This is a genomic window from Lacrimispora brassicae (assembly GCF_054772055.1).
The window spans coordinates 24,383-45,492 of sequence record NZ_BRYH01000057.1; the positions used below are offsets into that span (position 1 = coordinate 24,383).

The 21,110-nt window shown below is 46.8% G+C and carries 15 protein-coding genes; 12 read left to right on the forward strand and 3 right to left on the reverse strand.

The genetic code is table 11. The annotated features are described in order from the left end of the window. The first annotated feature begins 4 nt into the window (after positions 1–4). From ACYVD3_RS25205 to ilvA, 12 genes are all read left to right on the forward strand, one after another. Positions 5–1,450 (forward strand): ATP-binding cassette domain-containing protein, encoded by a 1,446-nt coding sequence (locus ACYVD3_RS25205; protein WP_460645254.1) that lies wholly within the window; start codon positions 5–7, stop codon positions 1,448–1,450. Positions 1,451–1,816: 366 nt separating this feature from the next. Next, a complete protein-coding gene (locus ACYVD3_RS25210) occupies positions 1,817–3,319 on the forward strand; it encodes a sugar ABC transporter ATP-binding protein (protein WP_460645255.1) in 1,503 nt (500 codons plus the stop codon). A 22-nt stretch (positions 3,320–3,341) separates the two neighbouring features. Then, positions 3,342–4,349 carry an ABC transporter permease gene (locus ACYVD3_RS25215; RefSeq protein ID WP_460645256.1) on the forward strand — a complete coding sequence of 336 codons (1,008 nt, stop codon included), beginning with the start codon at positions 3,342–3,344 and terminating at the stop codon, positions 4,347–4,349. 71 nt (positions 4,350–4,420) lie between these two features. Next, positions 4,421–5,434 (forward strand): substrate-binding domain-containing protein, encoded by a 1,014-nt coding sequence (locus ACYVD3_RS25220; protein ID WP_460645257.1) that lies wholly within the window; start codon positions 4,421–4,423, stop codon positions 5,432–5,434. Positions 5,435–5,538: 104 nt separating this feature from the next. Further along, on the forward strand, positions 5,539–6,492 hold the full coding sequence (locus ACYVD3_RS25225; RefSeq protein ID WP_460645258.1) for an ROK family protein: 954 nt from the start codon (positions 5,539–5,541) through the stop codon (positions 6,490–6,492). Positions 6,493–6,600: 108 nt separating this feature from the next. Further along, on the forward strand, positions 6,601–7,959 hold the full coding sequence (locus ACYVD3_RS25230) for an MATE family efflux transporter (protein WP_460645366.1): 1,359 nt from the start codon (positions 6,601–6,603) through the stop codon (positions 7,957–7,959). A 96-nt stretch (positions 7,960–8,055) separates the two neighbouring features. Continuing rightward, positions 8,056–9,054, forward strand: a complete 999-nt coding sequence (gene plsX, locus ACYVD3_RS25235; RefSeq protein WP_460645259.1) for a phosphate acyltransferase PlsX — start codon at positions 8,056–8,058, stop codon at positions 9,052–9,054. A 161-nt stretch (positions 9,055–9,215) separates the two neighbouring features. After that, positions 9,216–9,446 (forward strand): acyl carrier protein, encoded by a 231-nt coding sequence (acpP, locus tag ACYVD3_RS25240; RefSeq protein WP_460645260.1) that lies wholly within the window; start codon positions 9,216–9,218, stop codon positions 9,444–9,446. Between the two features lie 73 nt (positions 9,447–9,519). Further along, positions 9,520–10,251, forward strand: a complete 732-nt coding sequence (rnc, locus tag ACYVD3_RS25245; protein WP_460645261.1) for a ribonuclease III — start codon at positions 9,520–9,522, stop codon at positions 10,249–10,251. A 306-nt stretch (positions 10,252–10,557) separates the two neighbouring features. Then, positions 10,558–14,118, forward strand: a complete 3,561-nt coding sequence (gene smc / locus ACYVD3_RS25250) for a chromosome segregation protein SMC (RefSeq protein WP_460645262.1) — start codon at positions 10,558–10,560, stop codon at positions 14,116–14,118. Positions 14,119–14,129: 11 nt separating this feature from the next. Next, positions 14,130–15,071 (forward strand): signal recognition particle-docking protein FtsY, encoded by a 942-nt coding sequence (gene ftsY, locus ACYVD3_RS25255; RefSeq protein WP_460645263.1) that lies wholly within the window; start codon positions 14,130–14,132, stop codon positions 15,069–15,071. 3 nt (positions 15,072–15,074) lie between these two features. Beyond that, a complete protein-coding gene (gene ilvA / locus ACYVD3_RS25260; protein WP_460645264.1) occupies positions 15,075–16,298 on the forward strand; it encodes a threonine ammonia-lyase in 1,224 nt (407 codons plus the stop codon). Positions 16,299–16,335: 37 nt separating this feature from the next. Here ilvA and ACYVD3_RS25265 read toward each other — a convergent pair whose 3' ends face one another. Genes ACYVD3_RS25265 through ACYVD3_RS25275 form a run of 3 tightly spaced genes read right to left on the reverse strand, consistent with a single transcriptional unit; the run spans position 16,336 to position 20,872 of the window. After that, a complete protein-coding gene (locus ACYVD3_RS25265; protein ID WP_460645265.1) occupies positions 16,336–17,454 on the reverse strand; it encodes an anaerobic sulfatase maturase in 1,119 nt (372 codons plus the stop codon). Positions 17,455–17,458: 4 nt separating this feature from the next. Continuing rightward, on the reverse strand, positions 17,459–19,081 hold the full coding sequence (locus ACYVD3_RS25270; RefSeq protein ID WP_460645266.1) for a response regulator transcription factor: 1,623 nt from the start codon (positions 19,079–19,081) through the stop codon (positions 17,459–17,461). Between the two features lie 30 nt (positions 19,082–19,111). Next, complete coding sequence (locus ACYVD3_RS25275; protein WP_460645267.1) at positions 19,112–20,872, reverse strand: sensor histidine kinase; 1,761 nt, start codon at positions 20,870–20,872, stop codon at positions 19,112–19,114. Positions 20,873–21,110 lie beyond the last annotated feature (238 nt).

The window sequence follows — 21,110 nt, forward strand, 5'->3', positions numbered from 1 at the left end:
TGAGATGAGAAAGGAAATTCTCCGGCTGAATCATGTTACCCTGGAAGAAAACGGGGAGCGTTATCTGGATAATCTGGATTTTTATATTCTCCAGGGTGAGATTATGGGCTTCCTTATATCTGATGCAAAGGGCTGTACCCAACTGATCCGCCTCATCTGCCATAATATTCCCATTAATTTTGGCGGAGTCTATTACGAAGGGAACCGGGTAAACCATTATTCCTACTCGGATTTCACGGACAACCGGGTCTATGTGATCGAGGAGGGGGGAAGGCTCATAGACAGCCTGACCATATCGGATAACTTATTTGTCATGCGGAAGGGGTTTAAAAAGTATATCATCAACAGCAGGGTGCTGGATCATCAGGTGGAGCTTTTGATGGGGGAGTTGGGGCTGTCCATTGATCCTAAGCGCCGGGTTTCCACCTTAAGCGCCTTTGAACGGTGTGTGACGGAGCTTTTAAAAGCCATTTTAACGGGGTGCCGGTTCATCATCCTGGACCGGATCAGCAATTTTTTAAGTCAGATGGAGCTAAAGCAGTTTCAGGACATTATCCGGGAGCAGGCAAAGCGGGGGATCGCATTCCTGTATATGGGAAACCACCATCAGGAGGTGTTCCAGATCGCTGACCGGGCGGCTCTTTTTCATCATGGGACCATCTGGAAGGTCTTCGAGAAGGAGGAAATGGTGGAAACTGCCCTTCAGCCATATACCATATCCTTTGACTTATCCGGCAGCCGGATCCGGGAACCAAAGGAGGAGGCTGTCCTTAAGCTGGAAGGAGTGCACTTGAATGGGAAAGAGCTGGTGGACTTTTCTTTAAGAAAAGGGGAATGCCTGATGATACTGGATACGGATAACCAGACATGGGAGCCTTTGGTGGAAGTTCTCTCCGGCCGCAGGGGAATCAGCGGAGGCAGGATCTGTCTGGGGGAACGGTTCTTTTCAGGAGAGGAGCCTAAGGACTTTTTTAAGGAAGGGGTAGCCGTCATCCCCGATGACCCGGCAGAAACCTTCCTGTTCCGGGATATGAGCTACATGGAAAACCTGACCTTTCTACTGGACAGGAAGGTGCGGCTGGGGAATTTAAAGCGCAGCCATCTTCGCAGTGTAGGTCAGGAATATAGGAAAAAGGTGGGGGCCTGCATTGATGCGGCCAAGATTGACCATTTAAGCCTGCGGGAAAAATACGGGCTGGCTTATTACCGGATCCATCTGCTTCACCCCAGGGTCGTTGTATGCGTCCAGCCTCTGGCAAAGGGAGATATGTACTTAAGGCGTTATGTGCTGGATTTAATCCAGGAATTGAAAAACAGCGGGATCTCGGTGCTTATTCTCACCAGTAACCTTGCTGACAACATGGATGTATCAGACCGGATGATAATCCTCCAGGCTGGAAAGGCGGCGGTAGAGTATATGAAAGAGGAATTTTATAAAGTAGGCTGGTGACAAAAAAGATTAACAGGCGGTTTGGCTGCCTGTTTTTCATTTATGCAGGCAATGAGCCAGATGCAGGATTGTTTTTACTCCTGCACTTGCCAAAGATTGCCCCCCTTAAACGAAAGAATCTCCCCTACTATCCGTAGGCTTCCGATGATATACTGATTGCAGAAGTTACAACAACTGGAATTTAAGCCACAGTTCAGCCTGGATGCAGTAAATCCGCTGCTCCATGAGCAGAGCAGGCGGCGGATGAGAGGGCCTTCCTCCTTTGGAGGCAAAACCATACGCCTTCCGGGAATATATTCTGTCCACCAATGGTAAGTGGCATGGCTGAACGACAACGAATTTAAGAGAAGTATGAGGGTGAGAGTTATGCAGGAAGATATTGTGCGGATGCAGAATATTACAAAGACATTCCCTGGTGTAAAAGCGCTTGACGATGTTTCCTTTTACTTAAAATCAGGAGAAGTTATGGCATTGCTAGGTGAAAACGGTGCGGGAAAATCAACACTGGTGAAAATATTAAGCGGTGTCTACCCAAGGGATGGGGGGACCATAGAGGTATTCGGTGACCATATCCGGGAAATGACCACACAGAAAGCAAAGGAACTGGGAATAGCGATCATCCATCAGGAACTGAACATGTGCCAGCATTTGACCGTGGCGGAAAATATTTTCCTGGGACGGGAACGGACAAAGGGAATGATCCTTTCTGAAAAAGAGATGAACAAGGCGGCGGCCGAGATTCTGAGCCGTATGAATATTGAATTAGATCCTGAGGAGCTGGTAGGAAGCCTGGCGGTATCCAAGCAGCAGATGGTGGAGATTGCCAAGGCTCTTTCCATGAATGCCAGGGTATTGATCATGGATGAGCCTACATCGGCACTGACATCAAAGGAGATCAATGATCTTTTCACGATCATTAGAAAGCTGAAAAAGGAAGGCTGCGGAATTGTATACATATCTCACCGCCTGGAAGAACTGAAGCATATTGTGGACAGGGTCACCATCATGAGAGACGGAAGATTCATCACATCCATGGATTTCGATCAGAACCGGATGGAAGAGATCATCTCCCATATGGTGGGACGTGAAATCAAACAGAAATTCCCCAGGGTCACCTGCAAAAAGGGGGAAAAGATCCTGGAGGTACGTAATCTAAATGCCGGACGCCTGGTCCGGGACATCAGTCTGGAGCTTCACGAAGGCGAGATCGTGGGCATTGCAGGGCTGATGGGAGCGGGAAGGACGGAGACCACCAGAGCCATATTTGGGGCAGATCCCAAGGAATCGGGGCAGATTTTCCTGGATGGAAAGGAAGTCGTCATTCATAGGGTGGAGGATTCCATAAAGGCCGGCATCGTGCTGGCTCCTGAGGACAGAAAAAAGGATGGCCTCTGCACGAAGCTCAGCATACGGGATAATATTGCCCTTCCCAATCTGGATATGCTGTGCGGAAAGCTGGGGATTGTCAACAGGAAAAAAGAAAGGGAAATGACAGATAAAACAGTGGTTTCCTTAAAAATCAAGCTGCCGAACCCAGAGGTGGATGCAGGAAGCTTATCCGGCGGCAACCAGCAAAAGGTGGTGGTTGGAAAATGGCTGGCACGAAATTCACGGGTGGTGATTTTCGATGAACCCACCAGAGGCATTGACGTGGCGGCAAAAGTAGAGATCTATAACCTGATGAACGAATTAAAGCAAAAGGGCATCGGCGTTTTGTTCGTCTCATCGGAAATGCCGGAAGTTCTGGGCATCAGCGACCGGATCATTGTCATGTGCGACGGGAAGATTACAGGGGAACTGATGACGGCTGAGGCAACCCAGGATCTGATCCTGAAATTTGCGACTCAGTTTGAAAGTAAGATCAGTTAAGAAAAGGGCAAGGAGAGGTAACATGAATAGTAAAAGACAGAGTTGGTATAAAAGGCTGTTTGCCGTTCGCGGGATGGGGCAGGTAGTTACCGTAGGTTTAGGACTTATCGTTATGTGCGTTGTTTTTGGCATCATAAACCCTACATTCTTTTCCGGGAAAAATGTTGCGAACCTTTTACGCCAGATTGCGCCGATTCTGTTAATCGGCATCGGCCAGTCCTATGTATTGATCACCGGCAACATTGACTTGTCTATCGGTTCTGTAGTGGGCATGAGCTGTATGATATCTGCGACAATGATGACAAAGGGCATGAATCCATGGGTCGCAGTACTTGTCACCTTGCTGTGCTGTCTGATCGTAGGTATCGTCAACGGCCTTTTGGTGGCAAAATGCAAGCTTCCCCCCTTTATTGCAACCTTAGGCACCATGACAATTGCCAGAGGCATTGCCCAGATCGTCAATAACAACTACAATACCGATGCCATCGGAGACGGGGCAAAGAGATTTCGGGATTTCTTTTATTATGGAAAGATCGCCGGAGTGTACAATACGGTAATCATATCCATTGTATTATGGCTGGTATTTAATTTCTTATTGAGTAAAACCAGGACCGGGCGGCATATTTATGCAATCGGCAGCAACATAGAGGCTTCCAAGCTATCCGGGGTAAATATCGTTGCAACCACAATAAAGGCTTATCTGGTCAGCGCCTTTTGCTCCTGCATCGTAGGACTGGTGATCTGTGCAACAAGCGGTATGGGCACCATGGATGCCGGCAATGCCTATGAAATGTATGCTGTGGCTGCTTCCGTAATCGGAGGGGTATCGACCTTAGGAGGCCAGGGAATCCTTATCGGTACGGTGATCGGCGCTTCCATCTGGGGAGTGCTGCAGAACGGGCTTCAGTTTGCAGGGGCTCCGGTTGCCATCCGAAATATTGTCATTGGCGCCATTGTGGTGATCTCCGTATTGATTGATGTGATCGTAAGAAGCGGAAAGCTTGGGAAGAAAAGTAAGTTAGAATCGTAAACATGGTATTGGAGCCTGAGGCTTTAATATAGGTAAATTTAAAATATCCAAATTTAAGGAGGAAAAGGTTTATGAAGCGAAAGGTATTGGCGGCTGTTCTTTCTATGGGAATGATTGTATCCATGTGCGCAGGCTGCAGCAGCGGGCAGAAGGAGGCTGCTGCTACGACCGGGGCAACCACTGCGGCTGCTACGGAAGCAGCGGCTACTACAGCAGGGGAAACAAAGAAAGAGGAAGCTTCAGGAGGAGGCTCTCACAAGGTTTATTTAATCACTATGGATCAAATGGACCAGCACTGGGTAAACGTGGATGCAGGTGCTCAGAAAGCGGTGAAGGAGCTTGGGAATGTAGATTATAAATGGCTGGCTCCTGATGTGAAAGATGATGCAAAGCAGATCGAATGTATTAATAATGCAGTGGCAGGAGGTGCTGAGGCCATTTTACTGGCAGCCAACGGTCCTGATGCAGTTACCGCATCCTTACAGGAAGCCATGGACGCAGGAGTGAAAGTGGTATACGTAGACTCCGCAGCATCCCTGCCGGCCATCCAGACCCTTGCAACAGATAATAAGGCTGCTGGAAAAACCGCAGGAGAAGAAATGATCAAAGCCTTAAAGGAAAAAGGAATTGAATCCGGTAAGATCGGTATCGTCAATGTCAATGCTGCTACTGCATCTACAGTAGCCAGAGAAGAAGGCTTCCGTTCCGCATTTGAGGGAACAAAGTTTGAAATTCTGGAAACCCAGTACGGGGAAGGCGATGCGGCAAAATCCAAGGATATTGCAGCAAACTATATCACCCAGGGCTGCGTAGGCATCTTCGGAGCCAATGAAGGCTCTACCGTTGGAGCCGGCAATGCCATTCAGGAAGCAGGCGAGACTGTTATCGGCGTGGGCTTTGATAAATCCGACATGATCCTTCAGTTGATCAAGGAAGGCTATCTCCTGGCAACCATGGCTCAGAATCCTGACGTTATGGGATATGAGGGAGTGAAGACAGCAGTTAATTCCCTGGAAGACAAGGATACAGGAGACAAGAACATGGACACAGGAGTTTCCGTTCTGACAAAGGAAACACTGAAGTAATATGGGGGTAACCCCATAGACAGATTTCATGACAGAGATAGAGCAGGGCCGGTACGCCGGTTCCTGCTCTGTTGGCATATTTTTAGAAGGACTGAGGTATTACAATGCATATCATAGGGTTTGATATTGGAGGAACAAAGTGTGCAGTGCTGCTTTGCCGCTTGGATCGGGAAAATGTCGTATGGAAGGACCGGGTGGAAATACAGACAACACCGGACTGGAAAGGAGTTTTAGACGCCTTATGGGGCCATGCAGAAGGGATGCTGAAAACTCATGGAGTCTGCCGGACAGACTGCCGCATAGGAATCTCCTGCGGAGGCCCTTTGAGCCAGGACCGCATGGTCATCAGCTCACCCCCAAACCTGCCGGGCTGGGTTAATGTCCCTGTTGTGGTTTATCTGTCGGAAAAGCTTCAGATCCCTGCCAGGATGTTAAATGATGCCGATGCCTGCGCCCTGGCCGAATGGAAGTATGGAGCCGGAAGGGGATCTCTTCATATGATATTTCTCACCTTTGGCACCGGTCTTGGGGCAGGACTTATTTTAAACGGCCGTTTATATACGGGAGCCTGCGGCATGGCAGGAGAAGTGGGGCATATCCGCCTTAAAGAGGATGGACCGGTGGGGTATGGAAAGGCAGGAAGCCTGGAGGGATTTTGCAGCGGCGGAGGAATCCGGCAGATGGCAGTAAAAAAGGCGGAGCAGATGGAAAAAGAGGGGAGAAGAGCCTCCTTCCAGACGGGAGAAAAAGGGGCGATTAAAGCAAAGGATGTGGCGGATGCCGCCAGGGCAGGCCATGAGGATGCCATAGAATTGTTAAGGGAGTCGGGAGCATATTTCGGGAAAGGACTGTCCATACTTATCGATATCCTGAATCCGGAAGTAATAGTGGCCGGAAGCATATACGCCAGAAGTCATGAATTCCTGGAAACAGCCATGTGGGAGGAAATCCGCAGGGAGGCTCTTGCCTCTTCGGCTGCCACGTGCAGGATCGTTCCTGCCCTGCTTGGGGAGAGAATCGGGGACTATGGAGCTGTTATGGCTGCGGTCTATGAATAAGGTATGGGATTTTTGAAAAAGAACGGTGACAACTGAGAAGGAACGTGGTAAAATAGCCTTTGCGCCTCATAAAAGGCGATAAAATTTATGAGCTTAGGATGGAAAAAAATGGAAACCGATATGACAAGAGGCAATCCGCTTCCCATCATTTTAAAATTCACACTTCCCCTTCTTATGGGAAATATCTTTCAGCAGCTTTATAACATGGTTGATACCATTATCGTGGGCCGCTTTGTAGGTCCGGATGCCCTGGCTGCCGTTGGCTCCACCGGCACGATTATGTTTCTGGTCATAGGATTTTCCCAGGGTATGAGTACCGGGTTTACGGTCCTTACCAGCCAGCGGTTTGGAGCAGGGGATGAAAACGGCGCAAAACGTTCTGTGGCCAATGGGATCATCCTGTCATCTTTTGTTGTTGTGTTTATGACGGTTTTAAGCCTTTTCTTCATGAAAACGCTTTTAAGAGTTATGAACACGCCTGAAAATATTTTCCAGGATGCCTATACTTATATTTCTATCATCTGTATGGGAATCGTTACAAATGTATTTTACAATTTGTTTTCCTCTTATCTCCGTTCCGTCGGGAACAGCCGGATCCCTCTTTTGTTCCTGATGTTTTCTGCCGGCCTGAATGTGGTACTGGATCTGGTTTTTGTTATTAATTTCAAAATGGGAGTGGCGGGAGCTGCGTGGGCGACCAATTTATCACAGGGAATATCCGCGGTTCTTTGCATTTCTTATATCTATAAAAAGGTGCCGGTTTTAACTCCAAAGAGGCATCACTGGAAGCTGAATGAGACAGACACAAAGCGTCAGCTTTCTGTGGGGATTCCCATGGCTCTTCAGTTTGGGATCACGGCTTCGGGAACCATTATCATGCAGTCGGCCGTTAATCTATTCGGTTCAACTGCAGTAGCAGCCTACACGGCCGCCAATAAGTTTCAGGGCATGGTTCTTCAGGGAATGGTAGCCATGGGTCAGACAATGGCTACGTATTCGGGTCAGAATTATGGAAAGGGAGATATAAAAAGGATCCGCTACGGCGTCAGGCTTGTGCTGGTGACAGAGATCGTTTATTCGGCTCTTTCTTCTGTCATAGTCTGCCTGATCCTTCCTTACGCATTAAGACTGTTTTTTTCCGGTGATGTGGATATTACGGAAATGCTCCCATGGGCCAAAACCTATATTTACTTATGTGCAGTTTTTTATATCCCTCTCGGAATGATCTTTATATTCAGAAACACCATGCAGGGATGCGGTTATGGTTTTCTTCCCATGCTGGGAGGAGTCGTAGAGCTTGCTGCAAGGCTGATAACCGCTGCATTGGCTATCCGGCTTCTTAGCTTTCCTCTGGCCTGCGCCTGCGATCCGGCAGCCTGGACAAGCGCCGGAGTGTTTACGGGAATTTCATATTTCTACATTATGAAGAAGGTGGAAAAAAGCAGGAAAAACAGCGGTTCTGCATGATCTTTTAAATTTCTTAATTTATTATTGATTTATAGATTAATATTTAGTATATTATGTAATAGATTATCTTAGGCAGTTATCGAAAGGAGGATCACGATGATAAAAGTAGCTGTAGACGCCATGGGCGGCGACAATGCACCGGCTCAGATAGTTGCCGGAGCCGTAGAGGCGGTAAATGCGAATAAAGAAATTCAGGTTCTCTTAGTAGGGCAGGAACATATTGTATCAGAAGAACTGAAAAAGTATACGTACCCAAAGGAACAGATACAGGTTGTGAATGCGTCAGAGGTAATCGAGACGGAAGAACCTCCGGTTAATGCCATACGGAAGAAGAAAGATTCTTCCATCGTTGTGGGAATGAATCTGGTAAAACAAAAGGAGGCGGATGCGTTTGTATCAGCCGGCAGTTCAGGCGCTGTATTGGTTGGCGGACAGGTGATTGTCGGACGGATCAAAGGGGTGGAACGACCACCGCTGGCATCGCTTATTCCTACGGAAAAAGGCGTTTCCCTGCTGATTGACTGTGGAGCCAATGTGGATGCAAGGCCTTCCCATCTGGTACAGTTTGCCAGAATGGGATCCCTTTACATGGAGCATGTAGTGGGGATCAAAAATCCAAGAGTGGCTATCGTCAATATAGGAGCAGAAGAGGAAAAGGGAAATGCGCTTGTAAAGGAGACCTTTCCACTGTTAAGGGAGTGTGAGAATATCCATTTTACCGGAAGCATTGAAGCCAGGGAAATTCCCCGTGGCGGTGCAGATGTCATTGTTTGTGAGGCATTTGTAGGCAATGTAATCCTGAAGCTTTACGAAGGAGTAGGTGCGACCTTAATAGGCAAGGTGAAAAGCGGTATGATGGGAAGTTTAAGGAGCAAGATTGGAGCTCTGCTTGTAAAGCCTGCTTTAAAGGAAACCCTAAAATCATTTGATGCATCCCAGTACGGCGGAGCACCGCTTCTGGGGCTGAATGGCCTGGTAGTAAAAACCCATGGGAATTCTAAAGCAATAGAAGTAAAGAACTCCATACTTCAATGTGTAACCTTCAAAGAACAGGGAATTAATGATAAGATAAGAGAAAGTCTTATAAAAAAATGAAGGAATGCTCTTCGAGCATACCGCTACACCCGATATAGCGGGGTGGGTTCTGCCCAAAAAGAATGGGCAAGAATAAGGAACGCCCTTCGGGCATACCATTATGCCCAAAAAGAATGGGCAAGAATAAGGAAATCAAGATTAGGAGAGAGGAAGGAAAAAAGATGGAATTTGAGAAGTTACAGAACATAATTGCAGAGGTGTTAAATATTGAGCCGGATGAGGTGACCATAAACTCCACATTTGTGGATGACCTTGGCGCTGATTCCCTTGATGTGTTCCAGATCATTATGGGCATTGAGGAGGAATTTGATATTGAGATTCCGACGGAAGTGGCAGAAAACATCGTAAGTGTCAGCGACGCAGTAGAACAGATCAAGAATGCTTTAAATTAATAGATGTGGGTGCTGCCAGGGACTTTTTAGTCTGTCCGCAGCACCTTCTTTCATAATGAGAAAGAGGTGTATAATGAGCAGAAATTTAAAAGAACTGGAGGAGCGGATTGGCTACCGTTTTTCGGACAGGCATCTCATGACACAGGCCATGACTCACAGCTCCTTTGCCAACGAACACCGGTTAAACAAGCTGGAATGCAACGAGCGCCTGGAATTTTTGGGAGACTCTGTTCTGGAAGTGGTTTCCAGTGACTGCCTGTATCACAAGTATCCGGAAAATCCGGAGGGGGATTTAACAAAGATACGCGCCAGCATCGTCTGCGAGCCGACTCTTGCCTATTGTGCAGAGAATATAAGGCTTGGAGAATACCTGCTTTTGGGCAAAGGAGAAGAAGCCACAGGAGGCAGGGGGCGTGCGTCGATTGTGTCTGATGCTATGGAAGCGCTGATTGGGGCCATTTATCTGGACGGTGGTTTTGCTAATGCAAAAGAGTTTATCCTTCGTTTCATCATGAATGATCTGGAACATAAACAGCTCTTTTATGATAGCAAGACTATCTTACAGGAGATCGTACAGAGTAAAACGGACGAGCCATTAAGCTATGAACTTTTGCGGGAAGAGGGACCGGATCACAACAAGGTGTTTGAGGCTCAGGTCCTTATCGGCCAGGAGGTAATCGGCCGGGGAACCGGACGGACGAAAAAGGCAGCGGAGCAGGTGGCTGCCTATCATGGGATCCTCAGTGTTAAGAATATGGAAACACCCTCCGGAGATACCTTTATGTCCGAAAAGCATGGACAATAAATAGGAAATACCCTTCGGGTATACCTTTATGTCCAAATAGCATGGACAAGAAATAGGAAACACCCTTCGGGTATACCTTTATGTCCAAATAGCATGGACAAGAAATAGGAAACACCCTTCGGGTATACCTTTATGTCCAAAAGGCATGGACAAGAAATAGGAAACACCTTTCGGGTATACCTTTATGTCCAAAAAACGTGGACAATAAATAGGAAACACCCTTCGGGTATACCTTTATGTCCAAAAGGCATGGACAAGAAATAGGAAAAGAAAGGGCAGGCCCTGTAAGGTCTGTCGGCGTGGGATATGTATTTAAAAAGTATTGAAATCCAGGGTTTTAAGTCTTTTGCAAATAAGATTGTCTTTGAATTTCATAACGGGATCACCGGCATCGTCGGCCCTAACGGCAGCGGCAAGAGCAATGTTGCCGATGCCGTGCGCTGGGTGCTTGGAGAGCAGAAAGTAAAGCAGCTTCGAAGCTCCAACATGCAGGATGTGATTTTCTCCGGTACAGAGACGAGAAAACCTCAGGGCTTTGCTTATGTTGCCATTACCCTTGATAATTCCGACCACCATCTGGCCATTGATTACGATCAGGTGACGGTTTCCCGAAGGGTTTACCGTTCCGGTGAAAGCGAGTATATGATCAACGGCAGTGCCTGCCGTTTAAAGGACATTTTTGAATTGTTCTATGATACGGGAATCGGAAAAGAAGGCTATTCCATCATCGGGCAGGGACAGATCGATAAGATTTTAAGCGGTAAGCCGGAGGAACGCAGGGAATTGTTTGATGAGGCCGCCGGCATCGTTAAATTTAAACGGCGCAAGCTCATTGCCCAGAAAAAGCTTGAAGATGAAAAACAGAATCTCATCCGTGTCAATGACATCCTTACAGAGCTTGAAAAGCAGGTAGGGCCTCTTGCAAGGCAGTCTGAGGCGGCAAAGGAGTATCTTCGCCTAAAGGAAGAGTTAAAAAGATACGATGTGAACCAGTTCCTGATGGAGACAAAGGGGATACAGATCCAGGTGAAGGAAAACCGGGAAAAGGAAACCATTGTATCCCATGATCTGGAAGACGCAAAGCAGGCATCGGAAGGGATCCGGGAAGAGTATGACGTTCTGGATACATATTTAGCAGAGCTGGATGAAGCCGTCAGCGGAGCCAGGAATGAGAAAAATAAATCCAATGTGGAAATGGGAAGCTTAGAAGGCCGGATCAATGTATTAAAAGAACAGATCAATACAGAACAGATGAATGCGGAACACATTGCCGGGCGTATGAGATCCATTCATGGAGAGATCCAGATGAAAGTGGATCAGGAGACTTCTTACGAGGAAGAACGTTCCCTGATCGCCGGCCAGGTGAAAGCTGCGGTAAAGGAGCTGAAAGAGGCGGAAGAGATCCTTGGTTCAGAGGATGAGAAAATCCGCCTTTTGGAGCAGCAGATCGAGGAGGGAAAGGGCGGCATCATTGACATTCTCAATGAAAAGGCTTCCCTGACTGCAAAACAGCAGCGGTATGAAACCATGCTGGAACAGGTGAATGTACGCCGCTCCGAGGTTTGCCAGAAGCTATTAAAATTTAAAAGCGATGAATCGGAGCAGGATGAACAGTTGGCGGCTCTTCAAAAGGAAGCTGATGAGATCGAAACCGGGATCGCCCAGGGGGAGAGCGCCCAGGCTTTCAGTGAGAGCAAGGCAGAGGAGCTGGAAGGTGAGGTCAAACGGCTCAATAAAAATTTAAATGATAAGCAGCAGGAATACCATACCAGCTATACAAAGCTGGAATCCTTAAGAAACATTGCCGAACGGTATGAAGGCTACGGCGGAAGTATCCGCCGGGTAATGGAGGTAAGGGACCGGATCCACGGCATCCACGGAGTTGTGGCGGATCTGATCGCAGTCCCGAAAAAATACGAGGTCGCCATTGAGACCGCTCTTGGAGGAAGCATCCAGAATATTGTTACTGATTCTGAGGCAACCGCAAAGCAGTTGATCGAATACTTAAAGAAAAACAGGTACGGAAGAGCTACCTTCCTTCCATTAACCAGCATTGCCAACAGGGATTCCTTCCGTCAGGACCGGGTGTTAGCGGAGCCGGGAGTTTTGGGGCTTGCCAATACCCTGGTGAAAGCGGATGACCAGTATGAAGGCCTTTTAAATTATCTGCTGGGCCGTGTGGTTGTAGTGGATACCATTGACCACGCCATTGCCATTGCAAAGAAATTTCAGTATTCTGTCAGGATCGTAACCCTGGAAGGAGAACTCTTAAGCGTAGGCGGTTCCATGACAGGCGGCGCTTTTAAGAATACCAGCAATCTTCTGGGACGTAAACGGGAAATGGAAGAACTGGAAGGGATCTGCACCAAGGCCCTTTCTGATGTGGAACGGCTGGAGAAGGAGCTGGTGATAAATGAGGGACTCCTTGCAGAATGCAGGGAAGAACTGGAAAAGATCCGCACGGAAAAACAGCAGCTTTATTTAAAGCAAAATACGGTTAAAATAAATATACGCCGGATCGAAGATAAAAAAGAGGAAATCAAGGAATCCTACGGAGACTTGGAACGGGAAAACGGCCAGCTTGAAGTACAGATACGGGAGATCAGCGCCAGCCAGCAGGAGCTTTTTTCTGCCGTAGACAGCCTGGAAAAACAGAACCAGGAAACCGTTGGAGCACTGGAACGTTTAAATGGGCAGCTTGAAAAGGCCAGGGCAGACAGGGAGCAGTATTCCAAGGATCTGTCGTCCGTCCAGCTTAAAGCTTCAGGTTTAAAGCAGAAGGATGATTTTGAACTGGAAAATATCCGGCGCATAAAGGAAGAGATTCATCGTCTGGAAGAAGAACTTGACGGACTTTCAAGCGGAACCAATGGTCCCAATTCCATTATTGAAGAGAAACAAAAGGAAATTGAAGGCTTAAAGGGCAGGATCCAGGAGGAAATGATACGATCGGAAGAGCTGGAGCGGATCATAAATGAGAAGTCCGCACAAAAGGAAACCAGCTCCAGGGAGCAGAAGGAATTGTTCCAAAAGAGGGAAGAACTTACCGGCCGGATCAGCCTTTTGGATAAAGAATTATTCCGTCTGCAAAGCCAGAAGGAAAAGCTGGATGAGTGGATGGAGAGCCATGTCAATTACATGTGGAATGAATATGAACTGACCTATTCTACCGCAGAGGACTTGAGAAATGAAGAATGGACGTCTCTGCCTGAGATCAAACGAATGATCCAGTCCTTAAAAGAAGATATCCGAAAGCTTGGCAATGTCAATGTCAATGCCATCGAGGATTACAAGGAGGTATCAGAGCGCTACGTCTTTATGAAGACCCAGCACGATGATCTGGTTACAGCCGAAGCCACCCTGTTAAAGATCATTGATGAACTGGATATTGGAATGAGAAAACAGTTTGAAGAAAAGTTCCGTGAAATACGGTTGGAGTTTGACAAGGTGTTTAGGGAGCTTTTTGGAGGAGGACGGGGAACCTTGGAGTTGGTGGAGGATGAGGACATCCTGGAAGCAGGAGTCCAGATCATATCCCAGCCCCCTGGCAAGAAGCTTCAGAATATGATGCAGCTTTCCGGTGGGGAAAAGGCATTAACAGCCATTGCGCTGCTGTTTGCCATCCAGAACCTAAAGCCCTCACCATTTTGCCTGCTTGATGAAATTGAGGCGGCCTTAGACGATTCCAATGTGGACCGTTTTGCAAAATATTTGCATAAGCTGACAAAATATACACAGTTTATTGTCATTACACACAGACGTGGTACAATGGTTTCTGCGGACCGTTTGTATGGTATTACCATGCAGGAAAAGGGCGTTTCGACGCTTGTTTCTGTAAACCTGATTGAAGAAGATTTAGAAAGTTAAGGAGGCCGACTATGGGTGAGAAAATGGGATTCTTTGGGAAGCTGGTTGCTGGACTGCAGAAGACAAGGGATAATATTATCGCAGGCGTGGATTCCATATTCAGCGGATTTTCAGCCATTGATGATGAGTTTTATGAAGAGATTGAAGAGATCCTGATCATGGGGGATTTAGGCATTCAGACCACCATGTCCATTATGGAGGATTTGAGGAAAAAGGTAAAAGAACAGAACATCAAGGATCCGCTGGAGTGCAAGCAGCTTCTCATGGACAGTATCATGGAGCAGATGGACCTGGGGGAAAATGCCTATGAATTTGAAAAACAGCGGTCCGTTCTTTTGGTGATTGGCGTAAACGGAGTGGGAAAGACCACATCAGTGGGCAAGCTGGCCGGGCAGATGAAGGATGACGGTAAAAAGGTCATCGTTGCCGCAGCAGACACTTTCCGTGCGGCAGCCATTGAACAGCTAAGCGAGTGGGCCAGAAGGGCAGGAGTGGACATCATAGCCCAGCAGGAGGGCTCTGACCCTGCGGCAGTTGTTTTTGATGCAGTAGCTGCGGCAAAATCCAGACATGCGGATATTTTGATCTGCGATACTGCAGGCCGCCTGCATAATAAGAAAAACCTGATGGAAGAGCTAAAAAAAATCAACCGGATCATTGATAAAGAATATCCGGAAGCCTACCGGGAGACCCTGGTAGTGCTGGACGGAACCACGGGACAGAATGCTCTTGTACAGGCAAAGCAGTTTATGGAGGTTGCCGACATTACCGGTATTATTCTGACAAAGCTTGACGGTACCGCAAAAGGGGGAATTGCAGTGGCGATCCAGTCGGAGCTGGGGATTCCAGTCAAATACATTGGGGTAGGAGAGAAAATTGATGACCTGCAGAAATTCAATGCAAAAGAATTTGTAAGCGCATTGTTTCACGTAGAAGAGAAAGTAGAGGCGTAAAGTATGTTGACATTGGAAAAGTTTGAAGAAGCATCGGAAGTCGTTAGCAAGGTTATCCTGGAAACGAAGCTGATATACAGTGAATATTACTCCAACCAGACTGGCAATAAGGTATATTTAAAGCCGGAGAATATGCAGTATACCGGTGCGTACAAGGTGAGGGGAGCTTATTATAAGATCAGCACCCTTTCAGAGGAGGAGAAGTCAAAGGGCCTTATTACCGCCTCTGCAGGAAACCACGCCCAGGGTGTCGCCTATGCGGCAAAGCTGGCAGGAATTCCGGCGACAATCGTCATGCCTACAACAACGCCTCTTATGAAGGTCAACCGCACTAAAAGCTATGGTGCCGAAGTGATACTGGAGGGAGACGTATTTGACGAGGCATGTGATTACGCCAACAAGCTTTCCGAGGAAAAGGGACTGACCTTTGTCCATCCCTTTAATGATCTGGATGTGGCTGCCGGGCAGGGAACCATTGCCATGGAGATCGTGAAAGAACTTCCTACGGTTGATTACATTCTGGTTCCCATCGGCGGCGGCGGCTTATGCACCGGAGTTTCCGTTTTAGCAAAAATGCTGAATCCTAAAATCAAGATCATCGGCGTGGAACCGGCCGGCGCCAATTGTATGCAGGAATCTCTGCGCCAGGGAAAGGTGGTGGAATTGCCCACCGTCAACACCATCGCCGACGGCACGGCTGTAAAATGCCCGGGAGACAAACTTTTCCCTTACATTCAGGAAAATGTAGATGATATCATTACCATTGAAGACTCTGAACTGATTGTCGCATTTCTGGATATGGTAGAAAACCATAAGATGATCGTGGAAAATTCCGGACTTTTGACAGTTGCGGCCTTAAAGCATATGAACGTGGAGAATAAAAAGGTCGTTTCCATATTAAGCGGAGGAAATATGGATGTAATCACCATGGCATCCATCGTTCAGCACGGTCTGATCCAGAGAGACCGTATCTTTACCGTATCCATTCTTCTGCCGGATAAACCAGGAGAGCTTGCAAAGGTATCTGCACTCCTTGCAAAAGAACAGGGGAATGTCATCCGCTTAGAGCACAACCAGTTTATCAGCATCAACCGGAATGCGGCAGTGGAGCTTCGCATCACCCTGGAGGCATTCGGAACAGAGCATAAGAATGCCATTATGGCTGCCCTTACGGCCCAGGGTTACCGGCCAAAGCTGGTGAAATCAAAAGGAACTTATGGGGATTAAAATTTATGACAGTTGGATGAAAAAAAGGGGTAGAAAGCTACCCCTTTTTTTGCATCCAGAAGGCCGCCTGTTTAAGCCTCGGAAGGCAGCGGTCAAAAAATATCTGATAAGATTTGCAGAAGTAATTGCGTTGGTCCTCTTCCGGAGACATGATGCGGTGGCGGTAGCAGCCGCCCCGGCACAGAGGAAAGTAGGAACAGGCCTGGCACTGGCCGTCAGGCGCTTTTTGGGAAGAGAGAAAACCGGTTTCCATTCTCTTTTTGTGTATTTCATCAAAATCTGTATTGTTTAAATTGCCCAGCTTGTATTCATCCAGAACAAAGAAGTCACAGGGATAAACCTCGCCATCGGCTTCAATGACGTTTTGAATGCTGCATAAGCCGTTCATATCACAGGATTCCGCGTTTCCGGTCAATATAATGGAGAGGTAATTGTAAAACTGGCGGATGTAGATCTCATTTCCGGCACTTAGATCCTCATACCACAAGTCAAACAGATCACACAGGAATTGCCCGTATAACTCCGGCGTCAGGGAATATGCCATGGTTCCTGAGGGAGTATCCAGCGGATCCAGGCAGGGAATGAACTGGAGATAATGAAAGCCCATCTTCTTATAATACTGATATATTTTTCTGATGGAAGAAGCAGTTCTCCGGTTCACCACGGTGAGGATGTTATATTCCACACCATATTGGTTGAAGCTGTCCACTGTTTTCATGATATTTAAAAATGTATCTTTGCCATCTCCGCCTTTCCGGTAAGAATCATGGGTATGTATGGTCCCATCTATGGAAATTCCTATCAGAAAATGTTCTCTGGCGAAAAATTCCGCCCATTCAGGTCCCAGGCTATAGCCGTTGGTCTGAAGGGCGAAGTGTATTTCCAGGTTTTTCCTATTATATTCCTTTGAAAGCTTGACGGCCTGCTCAAAAAAGGGAAGACCAGCCAGGGTGGGTTCTCCACCCTGAAAGGCGATGGTGCAGGCGATGTCTGCGTGGTCAAGGGCTTTTTCCAGGACGTTTTTTAAAGTTTCCTCCGACATGAAGCCATAAGAACCTTGCTCTCTTTTTTCCGTAATATCATGGTAAAAGCAATAATGGCATCTCATGTTGCACATGCCGGAAGCTGGTTTGATCAAAAGATTAACTGGAGGCATGGATTTAACTCCCTTCATCTGTAATTGGATAGATGATCCGGTTTTCGTGTTCTCTTGGTGATATGCCTGTAACTTTTTTAAATACCTTGCTGAAATAATAGGGGTTATCAAAGCCCAGCTTATCAGAGATTTCATACATCAGGTACTGGTGGGTATCAATTAGTTCCATGGCATGCTGTATCTTCACTTGTGCAATGTAATCGGACAGGGTAGTCCCTGTCAGTTTCTTAAAGGTATTGCTTAAATGGCCGGAGCTGATGTTTAAGGCTTCCGCAACATCGGCCAGGGTCAGCTTTTCCATGTAGTGTTCTTTAATGTAGTTTCTGGCTAAGTCCACCAGCTTGTCGGAACGGGTGGATTTCCGGTCGTTTAAAAGCCGGCAAAGCTTCTGACAGAAGCTTCTCAGCCATTCCAGGATGTCTTCCAGGCTGTTAAAATGATTTAACTGCTCGGCAATGTTGATGGTATAGGGAAAGATGTCCTGGTAACTGTCATCCCCTGTTTCAAAAAATGAATAAAGGTAGGTGTAGATGTTGATGCAGGCGCTGGTGGCCTGTTCCTTACGCGGCTTGTTTTCCCGGAACAGGATGATGATTTCTTCAAAGATGGTGGCCAGCTTTTCACTGTCGTTTTGGCTGATATAAGCGGTCAGCTCCTTTTTAAATACATTGATGTTGAATTTCTTTGCCTGGCTGAAATGGGAGGCCTGCCCCTCATAAAACACCACCTGGGATGAAGAGTCAAAGTAATAGTATTCCAGCGCTGTCAAGGCCTCGGAGAATGCTTGGGGAAGCTCTGAAATCGTTTCCTTTCCCCTGCTGACCCCATAAACGGCAGATAGTTCGAAATAGGTTTTTAATGCAACGCTGAATTTCTGGCAAAAATCCCTTATAACGCTTTGGGAAAAAGCTTCCCCTTTTAAGGAAGCTGTGGTGAGAAAGGTATCCTGCCGGTATTCAAGAATCGTATAATGAAAGAAAAACCTTGCTGCGATCCCGCCCAGTATGTCAATAAGCTGCCTGCTGACGGAATGCAGGTCATAGCTGCCCCCGCCTGTCTCAAAGTCTATATGAATAGGGTTTAAGGAAAACAGAATAACAAAAGGAGCCGGATACTGTTTCTCCAGTTCTTCCGGAACTTCAAAAACCTCCTCCTGAGAAAGAAAAAGGTGGCGAAACATGGTCTTTGCCAGGTCCTCCTGATTGCTTTTAAGCTGGCTGTCCGCAATCCGCTGCTGTTTATTGACAAGCAGTTCGCAGGCTTCCTTGGCCCGCTCCAAAGCGGCCACAAGAGCTTCTTCATTTAAATCGATTTTTACCAGATAGTCAGAGGCACCCAGGGAAAGGGCCTTTTTCACCAGATGGAATTCCTCTAAGTTGGTCAACACGATAAAAGCAAAGCTGCAGCCGCTTTCTTTACATTTTTCCACCAGATCCAGCCCGCTTAACACAGGCATCCGGATATCCGTTATAACGATATCCGGATGAAGATCCATGATCATGTCATAGGCGGAAGGGCCGTTGGTCGCCTTTCCGATAATGGTGCATTCATAATTTTCCCATATGATCAGGGAAGCGATGCCGGCCAGAATGAGCGGCTCATCGTCTATAATAATAATTCGGTACATGCTGTTTTTATACCCCTTTGTCAGCCCTTTCTAGAATTCCAGAGGAAGGGCAATGGTAATCAATGTGTATTGATCTAATTCGCTTTCCAGTTTTAATCCGTATTCTTCTCCGTAAACCAGCTTTAACCTCCGGTCTACATTTGGAAGGCCGATTCCGCTCATGTTGCTTCTGGTGATGCGGGAGGTATCCGTCAGCAGGTTTTCAATGTTTTCCGGAGAAATGCCGATGCCGTTGTCCCTCACAGTAATATAAAGAACGCCGTTTTGGGCAAAAACGTGTATCTGTATGAGCCCGTTTCTTCCGCTTGGCTCGATTCCGTTAAAGATGGCGTTTTCCACAATCGGCTGAAGGGTCAGCTTTACGATTTTGGCATCATAAAGAATCTCCTGGTCAACATCAGTGGTCACATCAAAGAGTTCAATATATCGGATCTTTTCTATAATAACATAATTCTGTAAAAAATCCAATTCCTGACGGAGGGTCACTTTTTCGTTGAAGCCTTTTGCCATGTTTTTTAACAGGGAGGACAGGGCAGTGACTACCTGGACGATCCCGCTGTTTTTCTGCATGGTTGCGATCCATTTTATGGAATCCAGGGTATTGTAAAGGAAATGAGGATTGATCTGTGCCTGAAGCATTTTAATTTCTAAGTCCCGTTTTTCTTTTTCGCTTTGGACCCTGGTTTCCAGGAGGTCGGAGATCCGGTTGGACATCTGGTTGATCTGCTTTCCTATGCTTCCGATCTCGTCGTCTGTCTCAATGGAACGGTCCGGATCGAAATTTCCCATGGATATGAATTCCAGGCGTTTTTTCAAGCGGCCGATGGGAGCGCTTAACTGGCGGGATATGAACCAGGATAAGGTCAGGCCGATGGCAAAGCAAAAAAAGAATATAAGGGCAATGGTGCCCCCGATCACTCCGTGGTCCAGGTTTAAATCTGAAATCGGAAGGATCTGAAAGAAGATCAGCCCGCTGACGGCTTGTCTTTGATAGGCAATGATGCATTCTTTTCCATTCAGCCAGGTGCGGAAATTGCCCTGGGGTTCTTTAAAGTCTTTCAGAGCGGCCAGCAGATTGGAGACATCAAAAGAATCCCCGTTCACAGAGGAAATAATACTTCCATCTAAAGTGGCTGCATAAAGGATCTGCCCATCCCCCATGCTTTTCAGTGTATCGGAAAACAGACGGGGCGAAATGGCCAGAAATATCCAGGCATCTTCCGGATGGCCGCCGGAGACATATTTTAAGGGCCTTAAAAGAGGAAGAAGCTTTGGCGTGTAATTCGTCGGAGAAAAGGGGTTGTCCTCCAGAGAAAGGAGATACTGGGTATTCTCTCTGGAAATCAGATCATGGAACCAGGGGGCATTTTGGATGTCTCCGGCATCGCGGGTGGAGCCGTAAGCATTCCCGGCCTGGAGGACTTCCCCATTGTTATAAAGTGTGATTTTGTAAATATATTTGCTGTAGCCTGAAATCGCACAGAAATCCCTCAGCACATTGGAGGCATACAGCTTAATATAGGCAGATTCCCCATTGTCCGACCGTCTTAAGGAGGAGGAAGAAAATAAAGACTTTCTTTCGGAACAGGTCACAACGATATTGACCATTTCCTCATAAGCCACTTCCATCCGGTCTGACAGTATCTGGATGCGGTTGACAGTATTTTCCGTTTCGTTTTCAATAGCATCCTTATAATAGGAGTGATAATTATAAAAACTTACGGCGCAGGCAATGCTTATAACTACCAGAAGATTATATAGAAGAAATTTATACTGGAATGTGCGGGGCATGGCAAGGATCCTTTCTGAACCCCGTGAGCAGTCGCCAAAGTCAAACAAGCTTGACTTTGGCTCGTTGTTTTCACGAGAATAAATTCAGTAATATCATATCCTTTATTCCAAAGAAATTCAATGAAATAGAAATTAATCTTAAAAAAGTATAAAAATCTGAATAAAATATATGTTTGGAAACATGAAAACCTGGGAAGCGTAAAAAAAATAATAGAATTATGCAAATCGTTTATTCCGA

Coding starts and splice junctions, on each gene's coding strand:
- rnc (WP_460645261.1), top strand. CDS start 9,520: ATGAGCAGAAATTTAAAAGAACTGGAGGAGCGGATTGGCTACCGTTTT.
- smc (WP_460645262.1), top strand. CDS start 10,558: ATGTATTTAAAAAGTATTGAAATCCAGGGTTTTAAGTCTTTTGCAAAT.
- ilvA (WP_460645264.1), top strand. CDS start 15,075: ATGTTGACATTGGAAAAGTTTGAAGAAGCATCGGAAGTCGTTAGCAAG.
- ACYVD3_RS25265 (WP_460645265.1), bottom strand. CDS start 17,454: ATGCCTCCAGTTAATCTTTTGATCAAACCAGCTTCCGGCATGTGCAAC.
- ACYVD3_RS25275 (WP_460645267.1), bottom strand. CDS start 20,872: ATGCCCCGCACATTCCAGTATAAATTTCTTCTATATAATCTTCTGGTA.
- ftsY (WP_460645263.1), top strand. CDS start 14,130: ATGGGTGAGAAAATGGGATTCTTTGGGAAGCTGGTTGCTGGACTGCAG.
- ACYVD3_RS25210 (WP_460645255.1), top strand. CDS start 1,817: ATGCAGGAAGATATTGTGCGGATGCAGAATATTACAAAGACATTCCCT.
- ACYVD3_RS25220 (WP_460645257.1), top strand. CDS start 4,421: ATGAAGCGAAAGGTATTGGCGGCTGTTCTTTCTATGGGAATGATTGTA.
- acpP (WP_460645260.1), top strand. CDS start 9,216: ATGGAATTTGAGAAGTTACAGAACATAATTGCAGAGGTGTTAAATATT.
- ACYVD3_RS25230 (WP_460645366.1), top strand. CDS start 6,601: ATGGAAACCGATATGACAAGAGGCAATCCGCTTCCCATCATTTTAAAA.
- ACYVD3_RS25270 (WP_460645266.1), bottom strand. CDS start 19,081: ATGTACCGAATTATTATTATAGACGATGAGCCGCTCATTCTGGCCGGC.
- ACYVD3_RS25215 (WP_460645256.1), top strand. CDS start 3,342: ATGAATAGTAAAAGACAGAGTTGGTATAAAAGGCTGTTTGCCGTTCGC.
- plsX (WP_460645259.1), top strand. CDS start 8,056: ATGATAAAAGTAGCTGTAGACGCCATGGGCGGCGACAATGCACCGGCT.
- ACYVD3_RS25225 (WP_460645258.1), top strand. CDS start 5,539: ATGCATATCATAGGGTTTGATATTGGAGGAACAAAGTGTGCAGTGCTG.
- ACYVD3_RS25205 (WP_460645254.1), top strand. CDS start 5: ATGAGAAAGGAAATTCTCCGGCTGAATCATGTTACCCTGGAAGAAAAC.